The organism is Aurantiacibacter xanthus (assembly GCF_003584015.1).
Classification (GTDB): domain Bacteria; phylum Pseudomonadota; class Alphaproteobacteria; order Sphingomonadales; family Sphingomonadaceae; genus Alteraurantiacibacter; species Alteraurantiacibacter xanthus.
In genome coordinates, this window is sequence record NZ_QXFM01000021.1 from 1 (window position 1) to 20795 (window position 20795).

Here is a 20795-nt window from a genome sequence, read left to right on the forward strand (position 1 = left end):
CCTGCAGTCACAACCGCGAGCGCGGCGAGAAGCGCCGCCCTTGCCCGCGGGAATGTCTGTCTGCGCGCAATAATCATGGGACTTTCATAGCCTTGCACCCCTTAACAAACCAGCCACGGCGGCCTGAAGTATCCTGAAGAGCCTTCCCATTCGCCGCCGCGCACGGCAGAACCCGGCGATGACCAATGACGACGCTCTCGACGAACGCCTGCGCAGCCTGTTTGCCGGGTGTTCGGCGCTTGTCCTCGAAGACGAGGCGGAACTGGCGGGCAGTCTCGCCTCGGCGCTCTCACGCCATGGGTTTGCCGATATGGACGTCGTCTCCAGCGGCACCGCCGCGCTCACACAGGCGCGCGAAAAGGCTTACGATGTCCTGATCCTCGACCGGCAGGTGCCCGGCCTCGACGGGATCTCCGCGCTCGAACGCATCCGCGAAAGCGGCGGCCCTTCCGCCGATGCCCCCGCGCTGTTCCTCACCGCGCTCGGCACCGAGCGGCAGAAGGTCGAAGGGCTGGCCGCAGGCGGCGACGACTATGTCGTGAAGCCCGTCTCCGACACCGAGCTGCTCGCCCGCGTTGCCGCGATGATCCGCCGCCGCGCGCGCTGGGCCACACCCGAACAGGCAGAGCGGATCGAGAACGGCCCGCTGCTGATCGATTCGCGCGCGATGGCGGCGCAGCTGTTCGGCCAGCCGCTCGATCTCACCCCGCGCGAACAGGCGATCCTGCAGGTGCTGGGCGAAAGCACCGGGCTGCCGGTCACCCGCTCGATGCTGTGGAGCCGCTGCTGGTCGGACTACAACTTCATGCCCTCGAATGCGGCCAACACCATCGACGTGCATGTGTCGCGCCTGCGCAAGAAGCTGGAGGCCGCGAGCGGCGATCTCGACGAGGCGCTGCGTCCGCTGATCCTGTCGGTGCGCAGCCAGGGGCTGATGCTGCGCGACCTGAGCCAGCAGGGCTGAGCGAGAGCCGATGGAGCGCATGCTCTCCCGCAAGGTGCCGATTCCAATCCTCGCCGCGCTGACCATGGCGCTGGCGACCACCTTGGCCGTCGCGCTGGTCACGCTGGTGCTGTGGCGGATCGACACCACCGCACGCGAACTGCGCGCCGCCGAGAATGCCGAGCGCGAATATGCCGAACTGACGAAGAAACTGCCGGGTCTTGGCGAAGACCCGGAGATGGCCGGGCTGGCGCTGGCGGCGCTGGGAGAACTGGGGGCGGTCGCCCGCGAAGCCGGGCAGGCACGCTATATCGCGGTGCACGACAGCAGGAAACAGGCCGCAGGCTGGCCGACGACCATCGACCCGCTGGCCCCCGGCTATGTCCGCTTCAACAAAAGCGGCACCGCCTATGCCGGGGTGGTCCGCAGCCTTGGTGACGGCAGCGAGGTGCTGGTCGCCTACCGCGTCGCCTCGACCGGACCGCTGACGCAGGCCTTCTGGCGCTGGGGCGCGGCCATCGTGGCGGTGATCGTCGCCATTGCCGGTCTGGTGGCATGGATCACCGGGGCCGCGATCAGCCGCCGGATCGCGCGGCTCAATGCACTGTGCGAGCGAGTCGGCGAAGGCGAGGTCACCGCGCGCCATCCGGTCACCACCAGTGACGAGCTGGGCACGCTCGCCACCCATATGAACGCCATGCTCGACGAGTTGCAACGCCGCCTCGAAGCCCTGCGCGATACCGCCGACGGGCTTGCGCACGATCTGCGCACGCCGCTCGCACGGGTGCAGGCGCGGCTGTCGCGGCTGGAGGACATGCTTGGCGATACGCGCTCTGCCGCCGAGGTCCGGCTCGCCAGCGAGGAACTGGCGCGGCTGATGGAGGCCTTCAACGCAATGCTCGAACTGCGCGAGATCGAAACGCAGGGCGCGCTGTCGGTCGAACCGTTCGATGTTGCCAGGGCCGTCGAAAATGCGATCGAGCTTTATGAGGCCGTGGCCGAGGAAGAGCACAATGTTTGCATCGTGCGCGAGCTTGGCCCCTGCACGACCGTCGGCTCGGCCTCGCTGGTGGTGCGCGCGGTGGCCAACCTGCTCGACAACGCATTGAAGGTCTCGCCCGAGGGGGCCACGATCCGCGTGAGCCTCACCTGCCGCGAGCATGCCGCCGCGATCCGCGTGGCCGACGAAGGCCCCGGCCTCGCGCCGATGGCCGACCAGTCCCCTCGCTCTACGCTGGGCGGGCATGGCATCGGCCTGCGCATCGTGCGCGCGGTCGCCCGCCAGCACGGTGGCAGCTTCAGCCTCGCCAATGGCGAACAGGGCGCCGTGGCCGAGCTGATCCTGCCGCGCCGGCTCCATCGTCAGGTTTCGTAAGACGAATTCACCGGCCGCCTGACGCAAACGCTCTCCCGTTACGTGATGTATCTGGGGGGTGAATTTATCATGTTGAGACCTGTCCTGTTTGCCACTGCCTGCGCGGGTCTTGCCTGCACGGCGGGGCCTGCTCTGGCTGAGCTCGACGACGCGGTCGCCAATGCGCTTGCGCTCTATCAGGCGGGCCGCTCGCAAGATGCCTTCGCGCTGTTGATCCCGCTGCAAGCCACCCGCGCGGGCGATGCCGACTACGATCTCGCTCTCGGCATTGCGGCGGCGGACAGCGGCCATCCGGCCGAAGCGGTCATCGCGCTCCAGCGTGTGCTGGCAATCCAGCCCGACAATGCCCAGGCCCGCGCCGAACTTGCCCGCGCCTATGCGCTGGCAGGCGATATCGACACCGCCCGCGCCGAGTTCGACACCGCGATGCAGGATCCGTCGCTGCCCGATCCGGTGCGCCAGCGGTTCGACCAGATCGTGCGCAACTACGACCGCCAGATCGCTGGCGGCGGCTCGGATGTCTCGGGCTTCCTCGATCTGACTTCGGGTTTCGACAGCAACGTCAACGCCGCGACCGATCTCGATTCCATCGTCATCCCGCTGTTTGCAGGCTTCGGCCCCGGCCAGCTCGGCGCCAACGCGCAGGCAACCGATGCCGCCTATCTCGAAGCGGTCGGCGGAATTTCGGCGGTGAGCGGTGTCTCGCGCCAGACGCGGCTGTTCGGCTCGCTGCTCGCCAATATCCGCGAGAACCTCGAAGCCGGGTTCGACCAGGCCGCCGCCACCGGCACCGCCGGGGTCGCGCATACGCTGGCCAACCGCGATGTCGTCTCGCTGTCGGTGCAGGGGCAGCAGTTCTGGCTCGGCGGTGACAGCTTCCGGCAGGCCATCGGGGTGATCGGGCAATATACCCACCGGCTCGAAGGCGGACGCGCGCTGTCGGTCTCGGGCGAGGTCTTCCGCCAGAACTTCGACAACGATCCCTTGCGCGATTCCAACCGCTATGGCGCGGGCGTGACCTATGCCGCGCGCACCTTCGTGCTGAGCGCTGCGGGCGGGCGCGAAGAGACCCGCCGATCGGCAGGCGACCACCTGTCCTACACCTATGGCCGCGCCAACCTCGCGTTCGAACTTCCGGCGGGCGACCGGGTGGCGGTGGTCGGCGGGATCGGCGGGCAGATCCGTGGCTACGATGCCGACGATCCGCTGTTCCTCACCGCACGCGAGGACGAGCAGCTCGATGCCAGTCTCGGCCTCAAGTTTCGGATGACAGGCAACGTCTATGCGCGCCCACGCGTCACCTACACCCGCAATTGGTCGAACATCGCGCTCTACGATTACGAGCGCTTCACCGCGAGCTTCGGCATTCGCGCGGAATTCTAAGGGGGATACTTGAACATGCGCAAAGCACTTCTTCTGGGCGCTGCCACGCTCGCCGTCGCTTCGGCTCCCGCACAGGCAGCCGATATCCTGTTTGCCAGCAGCGGCAGCACCGCCAGCAGCCAGACCGTCGCCGACGGCGGGGTCACGCAGATCCGCATGGATTCGGGCGCGGTGGTCTCGATTGTCGGCCCGGCCGAGTTCTCGCTCGATGGGGAGACCATCACGCTTGCCAATGGCGGCGTGACCGTGGCCGGGGGCACTGGCTCCGGGGTCGTGCTGCGCCTGCCGGGCGGAGCCGAAGCCACGGTAAGCGGCTCGGGCTCGCTCGCGGTGAGAGACGGGCAGCTCTCCGGCAACGTGATGGGCGGCACGATGCAGGTGACGACCGGCGCCTCTACGCGCACCTACCGTCCGGGTCAGAACTGGGCCGCCACCGTGGGCGCAAGCAGCTCGCGCGTGGTTGCCAATGCCGCCCAGCCCAGCCCCAACGGCAGCGCCCGCCGATCGCCCTTCGCCGCTACCCGCCAGACCATCGCTCAGGCCGCCATGAACGGCCTTGCGGTGACGCTCGGCGAAGGGCTCGCCGGGGTCGGCGCCTCAGGTGATGTGGTGGCGGCGGCACGCGGTGTAGAGGCCTATCTCGCCAACCCCGCGCTGGCGCGCCTGCCGAGCGGCGATGTCGCCCGGCTGCTCGCCTATTCGGACCGGCTCGCGGCGGCGCTGGGCGGCGGATCGAGCTTCAAGGGAGCCAGCCCGGCGCTGGTCAACGCCTACCTCAGCTATCTCGCCAACAACGGCCAGATCGGCGAGTTCCAGAGCGCCTATGCCAGTCTCGTCAGCGAGTATCTGACCTTGCTCGCCAACGGCGGCCGTGCCAGCGATTTCACCGGCGCGGACCTCTCGCAGCTCAATAGCTATATCCGCTATCTCCAGAACAGCGGCCAGCTTGACCGGATCGGCGCGGCGCAGCAGAGCCTGCTGACGGCCTATCTCGACTATCTGCGCAGCGGCGGCCTTCCCGACGGATTCGTGGTTCCCGCAAACGTCCTCACCGAAGACGCCATCGCCGCCTATGTCTCTGCAATCCAGACCTATCTGACCTACCTCCAGAGCGGCGGCGTGCCGAGCCAATACACGGGGCTGTCGGCCTCGGTGTTTCAGGCCTATCTCGAAGCGCTGTCTTCGGCAGGGCTGTTCGACACACTGCTGGCCGGACAGGCCGACTTCCTTGGCGCTTACCTCGCCTTCTTGCAGGGCGGCGGAAATATCGACGACTTCGACCAGCTGCCGCAGACGTTTACCTTCCCTGTTCCCGAGGGCCAGCTGGCATCGGGCCAGTTCATGGCCCTGCGCGGCAGCAAGGCAGAACTTGCGCCATTCAACGGCCAGATCGACCGCAGCCGCGCGGACGTGATCTACGACGAGAGCACCGGCGCCCCGCTGTACTTCAAATTTGGCAGCACCCGCGCCGCGATCGGCGAAGCAGAGCTGACCGAGGCCGGGCGCGTCAGCGCTGGCGGTGTCTCCTGGGGCCGCTGGGTGAACGGCACCGCCTATGCTCAGACGAACACAGCGATGACGCTCGGCGACAACGGCATCCACGTGATCGCCGGACCGATGGTGACGAACATGCCCGCCACCGGCCTGATCGAATATGACTTCGTCGGCGGCACCAACCCGACGCTCACCGGCGGCGAAGTCGGCTCGCTCAGCGTCGCGAAGGCGGCGATCAGCTTCGGTTCGACCACCCGCGTCGGCGCAGAACTGGAAACCGATCTCGCCGACCGCAGCTATACCCTGCAAACCGTGGGCGGCATCGCCCAGACCCCGCAGAACGGCATTGCCCTGCGGCAGGATCTGGCCCCGGGCTTCTTCTTCGGCGAAGTCCTCCAGACCACCGGCGGCCTGATCGAGGTGATCGGCAGTGGCGCTGCCTGTCAGGGCTCGGGCGGCTGCACCGGCGAAATTCGCGGCTACATCTCGGGCGACAAGGCGGCCGAGCTGGCAATCTCCTATATCGCCAAGGACGCAGGCGGGGTCGAAGTGCTCGGCACGGCGGGCTTTGCCAAGGGCGATGCTCTGGCGACCGGCGGCGGCGAGAACGGCGGCGGCAACACTGGCGGCGGCAACAATGGCGGTTTCTCTACGGCACTGGTGGGCGCAAACTTCAATCCGGACACGGCCGGCGCAACCTCCGTTCACACCTACGACCTCGACGGCACCAGGCTGACGCAGTTCGGCGTGGGCATCGGCGCGGTAACGCGCGATCAGGCAGGCAAGATCGGCACGATCTATATCAACACCTCCGCCTCGACGGCCCTGCTCGAAACCTTCGATACGCTCGATCTCGAACTGCTCGATCAGCGCGGCAACGACGATGCCCTGCTGCTCACCTATGCACCGGGGCAAGTGCGGGCGCTCGGCTCCACCCTTCGCGATGCGCTGGACTACACGCTGGTTTCGGCGGTGTCGGATGCGGCGCGGTTCCTGCCCACGGCAGGCTCTGCAACCTATTCGCTGCTGCACACGACACCCGTCTATACGACCGATCCTGCGCTGGGCGAAGGCACCTTCGATGCCAGCCTGGCGGTGGTGTTCGGAGCCCTGCCGCGTGTTGCTGTCGAAGGAAGCATCGAACTCGACACGACCTACACCTTCTCCATCGCGAGCCTTGCCGATCCGCAATTCGAGCGCAATTTCAACTCCACCGCCTTCATCATAAGCAGCCCATTGCAGGGGACCGGTGCGATCTGCGCTCAGGGCGCAACCTGCACATTTTATCTGCGCGGGGTGTTCGGCGACGACTATCGCCATATCGCCACCAACTGGGGCACCCTTGACGGTTCGCAGATCTACGGCGCCTCGATCTTCGCGTCGGACGATGTTTCCGGGCTGAGCTATGATGCGGGCAGCGGCGAAAACAGCGGTTCGTTGCAGGCCGCGTTCTCCGGCACCAGCCCGGCGATAGCCTATACCGATGGCGGGGGCAGCAACCGCAAGGGCTTGAATGTCATCGCCTATGCCACGCCGGTCACTGCGCAATTCGACTCGCGCGGCCTTACCACGCTGACCCTGCCCAGCGGGCGCGACCGGTTCGTGCGCGGGAGCGAACTTGGCGTCGCCGATCTGGCCGGCACGGGCCGCTGGCAGGTCGGTCGCTACAACGGCGGCTCCCTCGAATCCGGCTTCGATGTTGCAGCCCGCTCGATCTGGTCGGCAAACAGCGGGATGAGCTATGCCGTGATCGAGCCGTTCAGCGGCACGCTGCCCACCACGGGCCGGATCGACTATACGCTGCTGGCGGCAACCCATCCGGTCTACAGCAACGGTTCGACCGCCCCCGGTCAATTCAGCGGCGGCATGGCGCTGACGCTTGCGGGCACGCCGAAGGTGGCGCTCGAAGGCGAGGTGACCATGCCCGACGGCAGCTATGCCTTTGCCACCAGCGGAGGGCTTGCCGATCCTTCGATCAGCAACCTGTATTTCAATTCGGCCGGCAAGAACTTCTCCGGCACGCTGACAACGACAACTACGGGAACCGCCCCCGCATGTGCCGGGTCGAGCGCGTGTTATGTCAGTATCCGGGGTGTCATCGGCGGCGAGGACGGGGATCTGGCCACCCTCGCCTACACCGTATTTGACGACTTCCTCGCGGCACGACCAGCCCTCTCCGGGGCCGCGGTGTTTGGCGGCACGCTGTCGGGCGGTGCGCCCAACGAACTGCCCGAAGGCACAACGGTGCCCGATCAGATCGTCGCCTATGCCTCCACCACCATCGGCATCGATACGCGGGGCGATAGCGAGGTCATCTATGACAACACCAGCGGCGCTCCGCTCGCCTATACGTGGAAGCAAAACCCCACGACAGCCGAGAACGAGCACCCCAATATCGGCACCAACACGCAGCACGACAGCGGCAGCGTGGCCGGGATCATCGGCTGGACGCGCTGGGCCGGCGGCACCACCGGCGGGCGCTATTTCAACGATCAGGACGGGATCGAACTGCCCGAAAATGGCGGCTGGCATGTCGTCAGCGGCGATCCGGCCACCAACCTGCCCACCAGCGGCACGGTGACCTATGCGCTGGTCGGCTCGACCGCGCCGACGATCCGCGACGGCTCGCTCGCGCCGGGCAGCTTTGCGGGCGATCTTGCCGTGGCCTTCGGCGCAACCCCGAAGGTGGGCGTGGAGTTCGACGTCACCATCGGCGGCAACGCCTATGCCATTAACACACCCGGCGGCGTGGCCGATCCGATGAACGGCGGCATGCCGGTGGGCGCCGACATGCGCTTTGCCACGCAATACGATCAGGCGGTCTATGCCCAAGGGTCCGGCCCGGTCTGCAACGGCGGCGATTGCCGGGCCTATATGCAGGGCTTCCTCGCCGGTGACGGGGCAAGCCATGTCGGCATCGTCTACACTTTCGGCAACACCTTCGATCAGCAGGTCGACGGCTCGGCGGTGTTCGGCCTTGCGCCCGTGCCCTGATGCGGCATGCCTTTACAGCAGCATGGCAGGCGATAATCTCCCCCGAACGGCAAGGCGGGCCTTTCGGGGGAGTTATATGACAGGTTATCTGAAAGCTTCGGGCCGGATTGCGGTGACGTTGGCGGCCTTGCTGTTGTCGGGCACGGTCCTGGCCCAGCCCGGCGGCGAAGGCCCCAGCGAAGCGGCTCGCGCCCAGCTCGACGCCATGCTTGATACCGCCGCCAAAATCGATCCGCACACCGACGAACCCGCTTTCCACGCGGCACTGGTGGAGGCCCGCGCCTATGCTGGCACGCTCTATCCCGAGGGCCACCCCGAGCTGGCGCTGATCGATTTCGAACTCGCCGGGACCGATCTCACCCTCGGCCGCTTTGCCGAGGGAGCGGCGCAGATCGAGGCGATCCTGCCCATCCTTGAGGCGGCGGGAGAGGGCTACCTCGCCAAGCGCCTGCCGATCATGAACGCCTTGCTGGTCGCACGGGTGCGGATGGGCGATCTCGCCTCCGCGCGCACCATCAGCGAGGAGGTGCTGGCAGAGCGGCGCAAACTGCTGGAGCGCGAGACCGATAACCAGACCTTCATCGCCGGACTTGCCGCCAGCCTCAACAACGCCGGTTTCATCCTCAACATGGACGGGCAGTCGCGCGCCGCTATCGCCCATATGGCCGAGGTCGAGGCGCTGATCGACCGGCTCGATGCCCCGACTTCCGAGCTTGTCAGCTATCTTAGCAACACCCCGACCTATTGGGCCGCGCTCGGCGACAGTGACATGGCGCTGAGCGAAGGGCAGCGGCTGACCGCGAAGATGGAAGCGCTGCTACCGCCCAATCATCCGGTGCTCGCCAACAGCTACAATTCGCTCTCGATCCGCGCGGCGGAACGCGGCTTGCTCGACGATGCCGAGCGCTTCTCGCGCCGCGCCATCGCGCTGGCCCTGGGCGGACAAGAGCCGGACATGGCCATGGCCTCGAGCATGCGGCTCAGCCTTGCTCAGACGCTGATCAAGAAAGGCGAGGCACAAGCAGCGCTCGCCACGGTCGACGAGGCGCTCGCTTTTATCGAAAAGGGCCACGGCCCGAAGGGCGAACTGACGCTCTACGCCCAGCACGTGCGTGCCCATGCCCTGCGCGATCTTGGCCGGCTCGACGAGGCGATCATGCTGGCCGAAGCCACCAATGCCCTGCGCGCCGAAACGATGGAACCGGCGAGCTATCGCCGCATCGCCGGGCAGGAAACGCTGGCCGAGTTCTATGCCGAAGCGGGCCGTCCGCGCGATGCCTATGCGACCCAGCTCGCCGCACAGGAAGGCCGCGCCACCGGCGACGCCACCGCGCTTTGGGAAGACCTCACAGGCCAGATCATGCTCGGCGCCTACGCTGTGCGCGCAGAGGTTGGCGGGATAGACGCGGTCACCGCTGCCCATGCCCAGCTGATCGCCAACCGCGACGCCATCGCCGCCTCGGGCGAGCCAGACGCAGTGCAACTGGCCATTCTGGACCAGGCCAACGACTGGGCGCTCGATGCGGCGATGCACGCGGGCGATATCGAGGCCGCGTTCCGGTTCGCGCAATACGGCCTTGCCACCAAGGCCGACCGCTCGGTGCAACTGGCTGCGTTCCGGCGCGGGCTTGACGCAGCCGATGCGCAAGCCGTGCGCAGCTATCAGGACAAGGCTGAGGCGCTGCGCAGCCTCGCCAGCCAGCAGCTCGAAGCGATGAGCCTCGGCGTCCCCCCCGAGACAATGGCCGCGATGCGCGCGCAGATCGCCAGCGCGCGGGGCGAACTGGCTGAGGCGGGGCGCGCCATCGACACCGCCAGCTTCACCGGCTCCGAGCCGATTCCCCTTGCCGCCATGCAGGCCAGCCTTGGCGACGGCGATGCAGTGCTGCTCGCCCACCCGCTGCCGACCGGACTGGCCGTGCTGGTGGCGACCAGGGATGCCCGCTCGATGCATCTGGCCGCGCTCGACAACCGCGAAGTCGCCTCCCTCGCCGCCAACATGCGCGGCGCGCTGGCCGGAGGCGAGGCACTGATGCGCGGTGTGCTTGTCGCCCGCGAGTCGAGCACCGAACCGGCCTACGACTTCGCACCCGGTGCCGCGCTTTACGCAGCGCTGTTCGCGAACGAAGCCGGGCAGCTTCTCGCACAGGCCGATCACATCATGGTTGCCGCCGGTGGCGCGCTCACCCGCATTCCATTCGCCGCGCTCGCCCCTGCCGCCCCCTCGCTCGCCGATGCCGACTGGCTGATCCGCCATCACAGCCTCTCTACCCTCGCCTCATTGTCGACACTGGCGCGACCAGCCAAAGCCGAGAGCAATCATGCTGCCCGCGTCGTCGCCGTCGGTGCGCCGGTACTCGGCGGCGCGGCGCTCAGCACCTTGCGCTCCTCACGGATGCTTGCGCCAGGTGCAACGGTGGCCGACCTCCCGCCGCTGCCCGAAGCGCTGGCCGAACTGAACGCGCTCTCGCGCGCGCTCGATACCTCCGATACCGTGCTGCTGACCGGCGAAGACGCGCGCGAGACCCGCGTTCTGGCCGAGATCGCGCAGCCCGCCGACGTGATTGCCTTTGCCACACACGGCCTCCTCGAAGGCGATCTGGCCGGCCTTGCCGAACCGGCGCTGGTGCTCACCCCCAACGAGGGTGACGACGGTTTGCTCACCGCCAGCGAGATCGCCGCGCTCGACATGGACGCGGACTGGGTGGTGCTCTCGGCCTGCAACACCGGCGGGCCGGACCGCCCCGGCGCGGCGGGCCTGTCGGGGCTGGCCAGCGCCTTCCTCTATGCCGGCGCGCGCAACCTGCTGGTGTCGCACTGGGAGGTGGCCGACGATGTCGCCCGCGCGATCACCGTGCCGACGGTGGAGAGCTACTATCGCGAGGGGGTCGCGCCTGCCGAAGGCCTGCGCCGCGCGGTGCTGGCACTGATCGACGATGGCGGCGAAGCGCGCTTGCAGCACCCCGCCTATTGGGCCCCATTCGTCTACGTCGGCAGTTAGGGCGTGGCGCCGGGCGCAGGCGCGCCCGGTTGCCCAAGATCGGATTCGATCGACTGTGCCTGCTCCGAGATGGTCGCCTCGGCCTCGGAATAGCGCTCCTCGAAACTCGGCTCCCCCTTGCAGGCGGACAGCAGCACCAGCAGCAGCGCGGGGATCGGTAGCAACCGCATCAGTAATCGCGGCTATATTGCAGGTTGACGTTGGTCTGGCCCGAGCCGCCCGCTTGGCTCAGCACCGACAGCGTGCGGGTCAGTGCCACTTCGAGCTGGGTGGCGGTAAAGCCCTTCGCATCGGTGATGAACTCGATGTAGATGTCGTCGGTCAGATATTGCCCGGCCGCCAGCGCCGTGCCGCGCCCGGTGGTGTCATCCGCGCCGAGCACGCGCAGCCGGTCGATCCCGGTCGCCGAACGCAGCGCGCCGAGCGGATTGAGCCCGCCGCCGGTCCCGCGCAGCGAATTGAGCGAGGCCGCCAGCTGGACCGCCTCCAGCGCCGACAGATTGCCGATCGAACTGCCGAACAACACGCGGGCGAGCACCTCGTCCTGCGGCAGGCTTGGCACAGAGGTGAAGTTGATCTGGGGATCGTAGGCACGGCCCGAAATGTCGACGGTGACGGCCACGCCCTCGATGGTTTCGGTGGCCTCAATGGCGATGGTGGGGTTGATCTCGCTCCCGCCCTGGAAGGCGATGTTGCCGCGCTCCAGTTCGAAAGAGCGCCCGGCAAAGCCCAAGGTTCCGCGTTGCAGTTCGACATTGCCCGTCACGCGCGGGGCGGCGCTGGTGCCTGCCAGCCGCAGGTTGGCGCCCCACTCGGATTCGAGCCCCATGCCCGATACGAACAGGCGGCGCGGCGCGGATAGTTCGACATTCAGCCGGATCAGGCTGAACAAGGTGGGGCTGCGTTCGACGGGTTCGTTACCTGTAATGCGCTGCGGCCCGCGCGGCGGGGCGAAGCGCACGCCTGACAGCGCCGGCACCTCGGCAGCCGACTGGCGTACGAACTTGTAGCGCGTTTCGGGCAGGGTCAGCTTGCCCGAAAGCAACGCCGTTTCGCCCGCCGCCTTGGTCAGCTTGAGGTTGCCGGTGGCCGAGGAGGCAATCGTCCCGCTCGACGCCAGCTGCGCATCGCGCAGGTTGACTTCGACATCCATCGGATAGCCCGACTGCGAGGCGAGGCTGACGTAGCCGGTCGCATCGAGCGTGCCATCGCCAGCCCTGGCTTCGAGCTTCTCCAGCTCGACCCGCTCGCCGTTGAAGCGCGCCGAAACCGCCATGTCGGTGAGCCGGGTGCCGTAGGTAAGGTTTTCGTAGGCCAGAGAATTGGAGCGGATCACACCCGACATCTCGGGCTGGTCGACCCGCCCGGCAAAATCGACCGCGAGACCGACCCCGCCGGTCAGCGTCTGATTGGTCATCCCGGCGAAGGAGAACAGCGTGTCGGCAGGCCCATCGTAGCGCACGCCGCCGCCAAGCGGGGCGTTGAGCAGGCGGGTCATCCAGCTGCCCGAGCCGGGCGGCAGCGGCCGCAGCGAGGCGACCATGCGCCCGATCACGCTGCCACGGCGGCGCATCACCGCACGCGCCTCGCCGCCATCGGGTTCGAGCTTGCCGGCGAAGTTGATGTTCACCGGCTGGCTGACCGTGGCCGCGGTGGTGCGGCTGAATCCGGTGATGGTCAGCCGCGCATCGGCATCGGGGAAGGTCTCGGGCGACGCTTGCGAGAAGTCGAGCGAGCCGGTGGCACGGCCCGACACACCCAGATCCGGCACAAAGGCATTGAAGATCGCAAGGTCCAGCTGGTCGAGGCGGCTCTGCAGCTTCATCCCTTCGCCATAGCTGCCCGCCAGCCGCACCGAACCGCTGCCGAAATCTATCTGCGTCGGCAGCAGCCTGTATTCACCCTCGCCGGGCACGATCCGCGCCGGGCTGCTGGTGGCGAAGCCGATACCGCGCGCACGGCCCTTGAGCGCGACGCGCCACAGTTCGGGCGTCATCTGCGCGTTGAGCCCGACGCGGAACGGAACGCCGCTGGTGCCTTCGGCCAGCACCTTGGCGCTGCCGGTGCCGTCGCGATAGTCGATCTCGCCCTTGGCGGCGTTGATGTCGACCCCGCCATAGGTGGTGCGCGCCAGATCGAAGGCGGCGACCATGTGCGGCTGATCGTAAAGCACCACGCGCCCGTCAACCCTGGCCGAGCCAATCGCCAGTTGCGCCGGGCCGTCGAGCACCGTGTTGTTCGCCCGCAGGTTGAACAGAGCCTCCTGCACACCTTCCGCGCTGTCGAGGCGGACGATGCCGGTAAGGCCCCTGCCCTCGGCGTTGAGCCGCCCGATGAACGGCCCCTCGCGGCTTTGCGCAATGGCGCCCGAGAAGCCGATCCCGCCGAGGTCGGAATCGTTGACCTCGATCGCCAGCTGGTTGCCCATCTTCAGCGTCACGTCAGCGCGCAGGGGGCCATAGTCGGTGTCGCCGGTGGCATCGAGGTGATAGCCTCCGGGGGCTCCGGTGACGCCAGCGCGCAGGTTCGCAAGGCCGATCCCAAGTCCCGGATTGCTTGCAGTGATCACGGCATCGGGATTGGCGATGGTTCCGGTCAGCTTGACGCCGACATCGCCATAGGCCGTCGTGGTGCCCTTCGCATCGAGCGAGATCCGCCCATCGGGCGACCATGTGCCCGATCCGCCGCTGATCCGTACATCGGGCGAGCGCAGGCTCAGCCCTGAAAGCCGCACCACCCCATCGGCACCATAGCGCACATCGCTCGCTGCGGTGACATTGCCGCCGAGGAAGCTGCGCACGCCTTCGTTGAACAGCCGGGTCGAGCGCAGGTTCACGCGCCCCTTCATCGCAAAGCCGCCGCCTGCCTCGGTTTCGAGCTCGGCATCGGTGCGGATATCGAACAGGCCGACACTTTCCACGCGGTAGTTGTCGATCCGCCCGTCGATAGCGCCGGTGTAAAGCCCGGTCGACATATCGGCGACGATGATCAGCCCGGCGTCGATCCGGCTTGAGGTCAGCCGCATGTTGTCCGACAGGATGCGCGGGCCGGAAATGGCCAGATCGCCCGCCAGCCGCACGTTTTCGAGCGTGCCGCCAGCCACGGTGTCGAGCCCGGTCACGCGCCTCGCGCTTGCCTGTACGGGGATTGTGATGTGCTCGGCCTCGACCGTTGCTTCACCCTGCGCGGCAAGGCCGACCAGCCCCATATCGTCGAGCATCAGCTGATCCGCCGACACCTTGTAGGCCACCGTCGGTGTCGCGAAGGGACCGTCGAGCGTCAGCGCCGCGCGCAGCCCGCGCCCGGACAGGTTCTCGGCGAGGGCGGAGGGCCGGGTCAGCACGAAGTCGAGGCCCAGTCCCTCGAAGCTGTTGTCGGCGAGGCTCACCAGCCCCTTGGCGTTAAGGCGGAAGGCATCGCTGACCACGGTGCCTTCGACATCGGCGCTGCGTTCGCTCAGCTGAGCGGCCAGATCGAGGTTCAGTTCGGGCGAGAGCAATTGTGCGCTCACCCCATCGAACAGCCAGGCAAGCTGCATCGGGCCGCGCACGCGCACTAGCCCGTCACGCGCGCTGACATCGAGCCGGGCCACCGAACCCTCGGCGCGGGCGGCGGTGAACTGGCCGTCCCACTGGTCCCAGTTGCCCTGCCCCTTGGCCTTGAGCGTCAGCCCCTCATCAAGCCCGGCCATGGCCGCGAGCATCCCGCCGGTCGGCGCATCGACATCGAGCGCCAGTTCGAGCTTGTTCTGATCGGGCACGGCATCGAGCACGAGCGCGAGCTTGTCCCCCGCCGCGCCGCCGTCGACCGCGAGCGTTTCGCCATTGAGCGTGACCTGTGCGCGACCGTCGGAAATGTGAGCCTTGCCGCGCAACTGCGCCACGCGCTGCTCTCCGCTGACCGGAGCTTCGATCACCAGCCGGTCAACCCTCAGCGCACCCACATCGATGTCGAGATCGGGCAGCAACGGGGCATCGCTTGGCGGGGTAGCGGCGAATTCGGGCAGGCGTTTGAGCGTGATCAGCGGGCTCGACAGCACGCGCAGATCGACATGCTTGTTGATGAAGGCAAAAGGCCGCCAGCCGACCGAGACCTCGGGCGCGGTCAGAAACACGCCCTGCGGATCGCGCAGTTCGAGGTCGCGGATCACCATGTTGCCATAGATCGAACCGTCGATCTCGCCGATGCCGATCTCCATCCCGTTCTCGAACGAGAGCCCTGCGACCTGTTCGGCCACGAACCGCCGACCGGACTTCGTATCGAGCCCGATCAGCGCTCCCGCTACCAGCAGCACGAGCACGCCCAGCACCAGCGCGCCCCATCGGGCCACCTTCTGCCACAGTGGCCGACCGCGCGTCGCGACAGTTTCGGGTTCGCTCTCAACGGCGGGGATGTCGGCCTCGTCCACCATCAGAACGCCTGCCCGATCGAGACATAGACCGCAAAGGCCGATTCGCCCGTGCGCCGGTCAATCGGCATGGCGACATCGAGCCGCAGCGGCCCGAAGTTGGTGTAGTAGCGCCCGCCCACGCCGACACCGTAGCGGATGTCGCTGAACTGCGGCGAGGTTTCTTCCCAGGCCTGCCCCGCATCGATGAAGGCCACCACGCCGAAGTTGCCGAACCGGTAGCGCAGCTCGGCCGCGGCTTCGAACAGGCTGCGCCCGCCAATGTTGCGGGGGATGAACTGATCGGGCAGATCGGCAGGATCGGTGCCCGGCTCGATATCCTCGGGCTTCGGATAGTCGGGGTTGGGCTCCATCACGGTCGGCCCGAGTTTCTTGTAGCCGAACCCGCGCACCGAGCCGCCGCCGCCAGCATAGAAACGCCGCGACGGCGCAAGATCGTAGCGATCGACGCCCTGAATCGTCCCGAACCGCACCCTCCCCGCCAGCACCAGCGCATCGGTCGCCGGATAATAGGCCGAAGCGTCAAGCTGGGCGCGGACATAGGGCGACAAGGCCCCTTCGAGCGATCCTTCGGGCTCGATCAGCACGGTGGCGCGGAAGCCCTTGGTGGGATTGAGCAGGTCGTCGCTGCGGTCGATACCGAGCTGGCCGGTCAAGCCGCCCACGTAGAACGTGCGGCGCAGCCGCTGCTGGGTGACAAGATCGAAGTCCTGCTCGTTCGACACCAGCACCTGCCCGCCATAGGCATAGGTAAACGGCTTCTGCCAGATCGAGGTCGAGGCATAGCTCCACAGCACGCCGATCCGTCCGGTATAGGCCTCATAGGCATCGTAGTTCGCATGCAGCGCCTGCGCCGTGGCGGAGAAGGTGCGGTCGCGTCGCCCGGCGTTGGAGCGGCGGAAGGTCGCGCTCGCGCCCTGCTCCTGCGTACCGAACACCCCGCTGGCGATCAGCGCGCCTTCCGGCGGGAACAGGTTGCGGTGGGTCCAGCTGCCCTCCACGCGGAAGCCCTGCCCGGTGCCATAGCCCGCGCTGCCCGCGATGGTGCGCGGCGGTCCGGCGTTCTGTTCGACCAGAAGCGTGGCATATTCGGCGCCATCGGGCGCGGTCTCGCCGCTGCGCTTGGGCGACACCGACACGGTCGAGAACAGGCTGGTGGCGACCAGCGCCTGCCGCAAGTCCTCGACCATCCGGTTATCGTACAGCTCGCCGCGCTTGAACCGGGCCAGCAAGGCGATGTGCTCAGGTTCGAACACCTCATCGCCGCTGGTCTCGATCCCGCCAAACACCGACAGCGGCCCCGGATCGACCGGCAGCGTGTAGATGCCCTCGCCGCTTTCCTGATCGAGCAGCAGATCGCGCTGGCCCAGCTGCGCGAAGGGATAGCCCCACTCGGGCAGACCGACCAGCACTTTGGCTTCGGCCGCCTGCACACGGGCGGCGATGATCGGATCGCCCACCTTCAGCGTCAGTTCGCGGCGGATCAGCCCTTCCGGCTGCGTTGCTGGGGCATCGATCACGATATCGCCAAACACATAGCGTTTGCCCGGCACCGTATCGATGGTGGCCACGAAGCTCTGCTGATCGTCGCCTTCCCCCTCGGCATCGATCCGGCCGCGCACATCGGCGCTGTACCAGCCCTCGGAAGCGAGGATACGGCGCACCAGTTCGGCGTCCTCCTCCATGCGGGCCCGCAACTGCGCGATATTGGCCGCCTTGCCATCGCCCTCTTCCAGTTCCGACAGATCATGGAAGAGGTCGCCCATATCGGTCTCGCTCTCGGCCTGCGCCGTGTCGAGCCCCGTCAGCGCCACGCGATAGCGCAGGTCGGACTGGACGATCGGGGCCTCCGCCTCCGCATATTCGAACGGTTCGGACAGCAGGCTGTCGATCGGCGGCAGCGGCGCGGCGAGTTCGGCATCGCGCACCGGCGCGTCGGGAATTTCCTCGGTGGTATCGCCATCGGCCAGCGACGGATCGCCCAACGGGGCCTCGTCGCCCACCTCGTTCGCGCCGCCCTCGTTGTCTTGCGCAGCGATTCGCCGTTCGAACTCGTCGATCGATTCGAGCTCCTCGAACAGCGCCTCATCGTCGGCCACGTCGAGCGAGGGGACTTCCTGGGCGAACTCCTCATCGGAAATGATCGTCTCGACTGCGGGCAGATTGGCGTCAGCTGGCGGAGCCGGCAGTTCGAGCCTCTGCGTTTGTTCTTGATCCTGCGCCTGCCGATCTTGCGACTGCCGATCTTGCGACTGCTGGGGCGAATCGCCCTGTGCGTCCTGCGCAAGCGCGGGCGCGCCCGCCAGCCAAAACGGGGCCACGAGCAAGGGTGCCAGCCTGATAAGCGATTTTCTTCGTGCGCCATGCAGCTGTCGGGAAACGGGGGCGCAATTCATCCAGTCTTCAATCTCACATACCAGAACAAGGCCCGGCGATCGTCCAGGCCCTTCGCTCAAGAGGGCGTAGCCGAGTTAACGAACAAAGGGCAGGAAGGTTCTCAAAAAAAAGCGTTCAGCCGGACCGCTGCTGCGCCGGACCGACGGAACCCGGAGAGCCGCGCCAGCGGTGGGAAAGCATGCCACACACAGCTTTGTATTCCGTAGTCAAATGGATGTCGCATTTACGTCATATCCATCCGCCGGGGAAAAATTGCTGGAAACGCCTGTCAGCATAGCTAAGGCGCGCCTGACCACGGGTCGCGCCTTGGATTCTATGCTGACAGGCGTTGGCCGGCAGAGCTTGACGAACAACCGCAGAGCGAGAGCCACGGGTAAATATGAACCAGACGATGCAAACATCCGTTCCAGACGGAGTCTATCCGCTTACCGAGGATAAACCGGGTAAGGGGTTCTCCACCTTCGACCTCGGCTTTGTCGCGCTGTTCGTGCTGGCTTCGGGTGCCTTCATGCTCTGGGGGCTGGACTACACCAACCATACCCAGGTGGCGATTTTCGTCCTCGCGACGGCCTTCGGCCTGTTCATGGCCTTCAACATCGGCGGCAACGACGTTGCCAACTCGTTCGGCACCTCGGTCGGTGCCGGCACGCTGACGATCAAGCAGGCGCTGGCCATCGCGGCCATCTTCGAAGTCAGTGGCGCGGTGATCGCGGGCGGCGAAGTGACCGATACGATCCGCAGCGGCATCGTCGACCTCAGCGGCGTGAACGTCGATCCGATGCATTTCGTCTTCATCATGATGGCGGCGCTGCTGGCCGCCGCGCTGTGGCTGCTGTTCGCCAGCAACAAAGGCTGGCCGGTTTCGACCACCCATTCGATCGTGGGCGGCATCGTCGGCAGCTCGATTGCGCTTGGCATCATGCTCAGCGGCGGGGATGCGGCGCTGTCGCTGGTGCAATGGGACAAGATTGGCACCATCGCCATCTCGTGGGTGCTTTCGCCCGTGCTGGGCGGCCTCGTATCCTATGGCCTGTTCACGCTGATCAAGCGGCATATCCTGCGCTATAACGAACGCATGCTCGAAGAGCTGCGGCGCATCCACAAGGAACGCCGCCAGCTGCGCGAAGAGCACAAGGGCGCGTTCGAGCGGATGAGCGACATCCAGAAGATGTCGTACACCCATATGCTGGTGCGCGATTCCGAAGCGCTCGACGAAGACGACTTTACCGCCGAAGACCTCGAAACCGACTACTACCGCCGCCTGCACGAGCTGCGCCAGCGCAAGTCCGCGCTCTCGGCGCACCGCGCCTTGCAGCACTGGGTGCCGCTGGTCGCCGCCGGCGGCGCGACGATCATTTCGGCCATGCTCCTGTTCAAGGGGCTGAAGAACATGGAGCTGGGCCTCTCCACGCTCAACACCTACCTGATCATGGGCATGATCGCGGCGGCGGTGTGGATGGCGACCTTCATCTTCGCGCGCACGCTGCGCGGCACTTCGCTCGACCGCTCGACCTTCCTGATCTTCAGCTGGTTGCAGGTGTTCACCGCCTCGGGCTTCGCCTTCAGCCACGGTGCGAACGACATCGCCAACGCCATCGGCCCCTTCGCCGCGATTCTCGACGTGCTGCGTTCGGGCCAGATCGGCGCTTCGGCGGCGGTGCCTGCCCCGGCGATGATCGCCTTCGGCATCGCGCTGATCGTGGGCCTGTGGTTCATCGGCAAGGAAGTGATCGCCACGGTCGGCCACAACCTCACCAAGATGCACCCGGCCTCGGGCTTCACCGCCGAGCTTTCGGCGGCGGCGGTGGTGATGCTGGCCTCGACCTTCGGCCTGCCCGTGTCGAGCACGCACATCCTGATCGGCGCGGTGCTGGGCATCGGCATGGTCAACAAGCAGACCAACTGGGCACTGATGAAGCCGATTGCTGCGGCCTGGGTGATCACCCTGCCCGCCGCTGGCGCGCTCTCGGCGCTGGTGTTCGTGGTGCTCGACGCGCTTTTCTAGTAGTAGCCCTTCCCCTTGGGGAAGGGTTGGGATGGGGGTTCCCCGCGCCAAATGAGCGTCCGAGCCCCCACCCCCGGCCCCTCCCCAAGGGGAGGGGAGCAGGGAGTGATCCGCCTCTAACGCGGCGCCTGCCAGCCCCCGCCGAGTGCCTTGAACAGCGCGACGGCGGCTTGGGCGGTCTCGGCTCTGGCGCTGGCCAGCGCACCTTCCCGCGAGATCAGGTCAAGCCGCGCGCTTTCGAGCATCAGCCGGTTGTCCTCGCCGCTGGCGAACCGCGCCTGCGACAGCGCAAAAGCGCGCTGCTGCGCCGCAAGGGCCGCGCCGCTGGCAGCCTCGGTGCGCTGCGCTTCGAGATAGCGGTTCACCGCCGCCTCGCTGTCGGAAAGCGCGGCGATCACCGCCTGATCGTAACGCGCTGCGGCAGCCTCGGCGCGGGCATCGGCGGCGCGGATCTGCGCGCGGATGCGGCCGCCCGAAAAGATCGGCCAGGAAAAGCTCGGGCCGATGCTGAAGCGCAGCGAATCGGTGTCGACCAGATCGCCCGCCGAGCGCGCCTGCGTGCCCAGCCCGCCCATCAGCGAAAAGCGCGGGAACAGGTCCGCCGTGGCGATGCTGATGTCCGCAGTGGCAGCGGCAAGGTCACGCTCGGCGGCGCGCACATCGGGGCGGCGGCGCAGCAGCTCGGAGCGCAGACCGGTGAGGATCGTCGCAGGCGCTTCGGGCTGCGGCGCGGCCTTGCGCAGTTCGGGCACGATCTCCTCGGGCATCACGCCCACCAGCGTCGCCAGCCGATAG

The 20795-nt window shown here is 67.1% G+C and carries 10 protein-coding genes; 6 read left to right on the forward strand and 4 right to left on the reverse strand.

What is annotated here, in order from left to right; translation table 11 throughout:
* Positions 1-178: 178 nt before the first annotated feature.
* The 5 genes from D2V17_RS03020 to D2V17_RS03040 all read left to right on the forward strand — a co-directional run bounded on the left by D2V17_RS03020 (position 179) and on the right by D2V17_RS03040 (position 11190).
* Entirely contained in the window at positions 179-964 is a 786-nt protein-coding gene (locus tag D2V17_RS03020; RefSeq protein WP_119591663.1) for a response regulator transcription factor, read from the forward strand.
* Between the two features lie 19 nt (positions 965-983).
* On the forward strand, positions 984-2318 hold the full coding sequence (locus D2V17_RS03025; protein WP_191229053.1) for a sensor histidine kinase: 1335 nt from the start codon (positions 984-986) through the stop codon (positions 2316-2318).
* A gap of 69 nt (positions 2319-2387) precedes the next feature.
* On the forward strand, positions 2388-3701 hold the full coding sequence (locus tag D2V17_RS03030; protein ID WP_119591670.1) for a surface lipoprotein assembly modifier: 1314 nt from the start codon (positions 2388-2390) through the stop codon (positions 3699-3701).
* Positions 3702-3716: 15 nt separating this feature from the next.
* Positions 3717-8189, forward strand: coding sequence for a hypothetical protein (locus tag D2V17_RS03035; RefSeq protein WP_119591665.1), 4473 nt, complete (start codon positions 3717-3719; stop codon positions 8187-8189).
* A 76-nt stretch (positions 8190-8265) separates the two neighbouring features.
* Entirely contained in the window at positions 8266-11190 is a 2925-nt protein-coding gene (locus tag D2V17_RS03040) for a CHAT domain-containing protein (protein WP_119591666.1), read from the forward strand.
* On the opposite strand, the gene D2V17_RS21165 is transcribed toward D2V17_RS03040, so the two are convergent.
* Genes D2V17_RS21165 through D2V17_RS03050 form a run of 3 tightly spaced genes read right to left on the reverse strand, consistent with a single transcriptional unit; the run spans position 11187 to position 17919 of the window.
* On the reverse strand, positions 11187-11360 hold the full coding sequence (locus tag D2V17_RS21165; protein WP_191229054.1) for a hypothetical protein: 174 nt from the start codon (positions 11358-11360) through the stop codon (positions 11187-11189). The genes D2V17_RS03040 and D2V17_RS21165 overlap by 4 nt on opposite strands.
* The gene (locus D2V17_RS03045; protein WP_119591667.1) at positions 11360-15601 is read right to left on the reverse strand and encodes a translocation/assembly module TamB domain-containing protein; all 4242 of its coding nucleotides are present in this window, start codon (positions 15599-15601) and stop codon (positions 11360-11362) included. Before D2V17_RS03045 ends, D2V17_RS21165 begins: the two co-directional genes overlap by 1 nt.
* Positions 15601-17919 (reverse strand): autotransporter assembly complex protein TamA, encoded by a 2319-nt coding sequence (locus D2V17_RS03050; RefSeq protein WP_147367209.1) that lies wholly within the window; start codon positions 17917-17919, stop codon positions 15601-15603. Before D2V17_RS03050 ends, D2V17_RS03045 begins: the two co-directional genes overlap by 1 nt.
* Before the next feature lie 455 nt (positions 17920-18374).
* Between D2V17_RS03050 and D2V17_RS03055 the strand changes: the two genes are divergently transcribed.
* Positions 18375-20000, forward strand: a complete 1626-nt coding sequence (locus D2V17_RS03055) for an inorganic phosphate transporter (RefSeq protein ID WP_119591669.1) — start codon at positions 18375-18377, stop codon at positions 19998-20000.
* A 116-nt stretch (positions 20001-20116) separates the two neighbouring features.
* Here the strand turns inward: D2V17_RS03055 and D2V17_RS03060 are convergent.
* Positions 20117-20795 (reverse strand): TolC family protein (locus D2V17_RS03060; RefSeq protein WP_191229055.1); only part of this gene is annotated, 679 nt, incomplete at its 5' end.